The sequence below is a fragment of the Bordetella petrii genome, from assembly GCF_020991325.1.
Taxonomy (GTDB): domain Bacteria; phylum Pseudomonadota; class Gammaproteobacteria; order Burkholderiales; family Burkholderiaceae_B; genus Bordetella_A; species Bordetella_A petrii_E.
This window is the reverse complement of record NZ_JAJMLX010000496.1, coordinates 1-1,329: the sequence shown is the minus strand read 5'-3', so window position 1 is coordinate 1,329 and position 1,329 is coordinate 1. Positions and strand designations below refer to the sequence as shown.

Annotated in this window: 1 protein-coding gene; it reads right to left on the bottom strand. The window is 64.9% G+C overall.

The annotated features are described in order from the left end of the window. On the bottom strand, positions 1 to 1,237 hold a 1,237-nt coding region (locus LPZ50_RS24915), incomplete at its 3' end, for a molybdopterin-dependent oxidoreductase (RefSeq protein WP_230665505.1). Positions 1,238 to 1,329: the final 92 nt, after the last annotated feature.

Below are 1,329 nucleotides of genomic sequence, written 5' to 3'. Positions count from 1 at the left end.
CGGTGGCGCCCTGCACGTTGTCGTGGCCGCGGAAAATATTGGCGCCGCCGCCCGACACGCCGATATTGCCCAGCGCCAGTTGCACGATACAGGACGCACGCACCATGGCGTTGCCTATGGTGTGCTGGGTCTGGCCCATGCACCACACCAGTGTGCCTGGGCGGTTTTCGTGCATGGTCTTGGCCACGTTGTACATGGTGGCCTCGTCCACGCCACAGGCTTCCTCGACCTTGTCGGGCGTCCATTTGGCCAGCACGTCGGCCTTGACCTTGTCCATGCCGAACACGCGCGCCTGGATGTAAGCCTGGTCTTCCCAGCCGTTCTTGAAGATGTGGTACAGCACGCCGAACAGGAACGGGATATCGGTGCCCGACCGGATACGGATGTGCTGGTCGGCCTTGGCGGCGGTGCGCGTGAAGCGCGGATCCACCACGATCATTTTGCAGCCGGTTTCCTTGGAATGCAGCATGTGCAGCATCGACACCGGGTGGGCTTCGGCGGCGTTCGACCCGATGTACAACGCCACCCTGGAATTCTGCATGTCGTTGTACGAATTGGTCATGGCGCCGTAGCCCCATGTATTCGCCACGCCCGCCACCGTGGTGGAATGGCAGATGCGCGCCTGGTGGTCGCAGTTGTTGCTGCCCCAGTAGCTCACGAACTTGCGCATCAGGTACGACTGCTCGTTGCTGTGCTTGGAAGAGCCTATCCAGTACACCGAGTCGGGGCCGCTCTCGTCGCGCAGTTGCTTCAAGTGCGCAGCGATTTCAGTCAGCGCCGTGTCCCAGCTGATGCGCTGGTACTTGCCATCCACCAGCTTCATGGGGTAACGCAGGCGGTGTTCGCCGTGGCCGTGCTCGCGCAGGGCCGCGCCCTTGGCGCAATGCGCCCCCAGGTTGATGGGCGAATCGAAAACGGGTTCCTGCCGCACCCAGACGCCGTTCTCGACCACGGCATCGACGGCGCAGCCCACCGAACAGTGCGAACAGACTGTGCGGCGCACCTGGGTCTTGGTGTCGCCCACCGCGGTCTTGCGCGGCTCGGCGGCGTCGGCCTTGCGCACCAGCGCCAGCGGCGCGGCGGCCAGGCCTGCTCCCACGCCTATGCCCGAGCGGCGCAGGAAGGCGCGGCGGTCCATGGTGGGCAGGGCCTGCGACAAACCCCGCCGCAGGCTTTGCACGAAATGCGACTCCGCCGAAGCGTCGCGCGCGGTATCGGATTTTTTTGTCAGCAGCATGCCCGGCTCCGTTAGACGAGAGTGGTCTTGTAGTACCGCTTGACGTGCTCGCTGAGGCGATAGCCGCCCCCTTTGGCGGGCGCGGGCGCCGG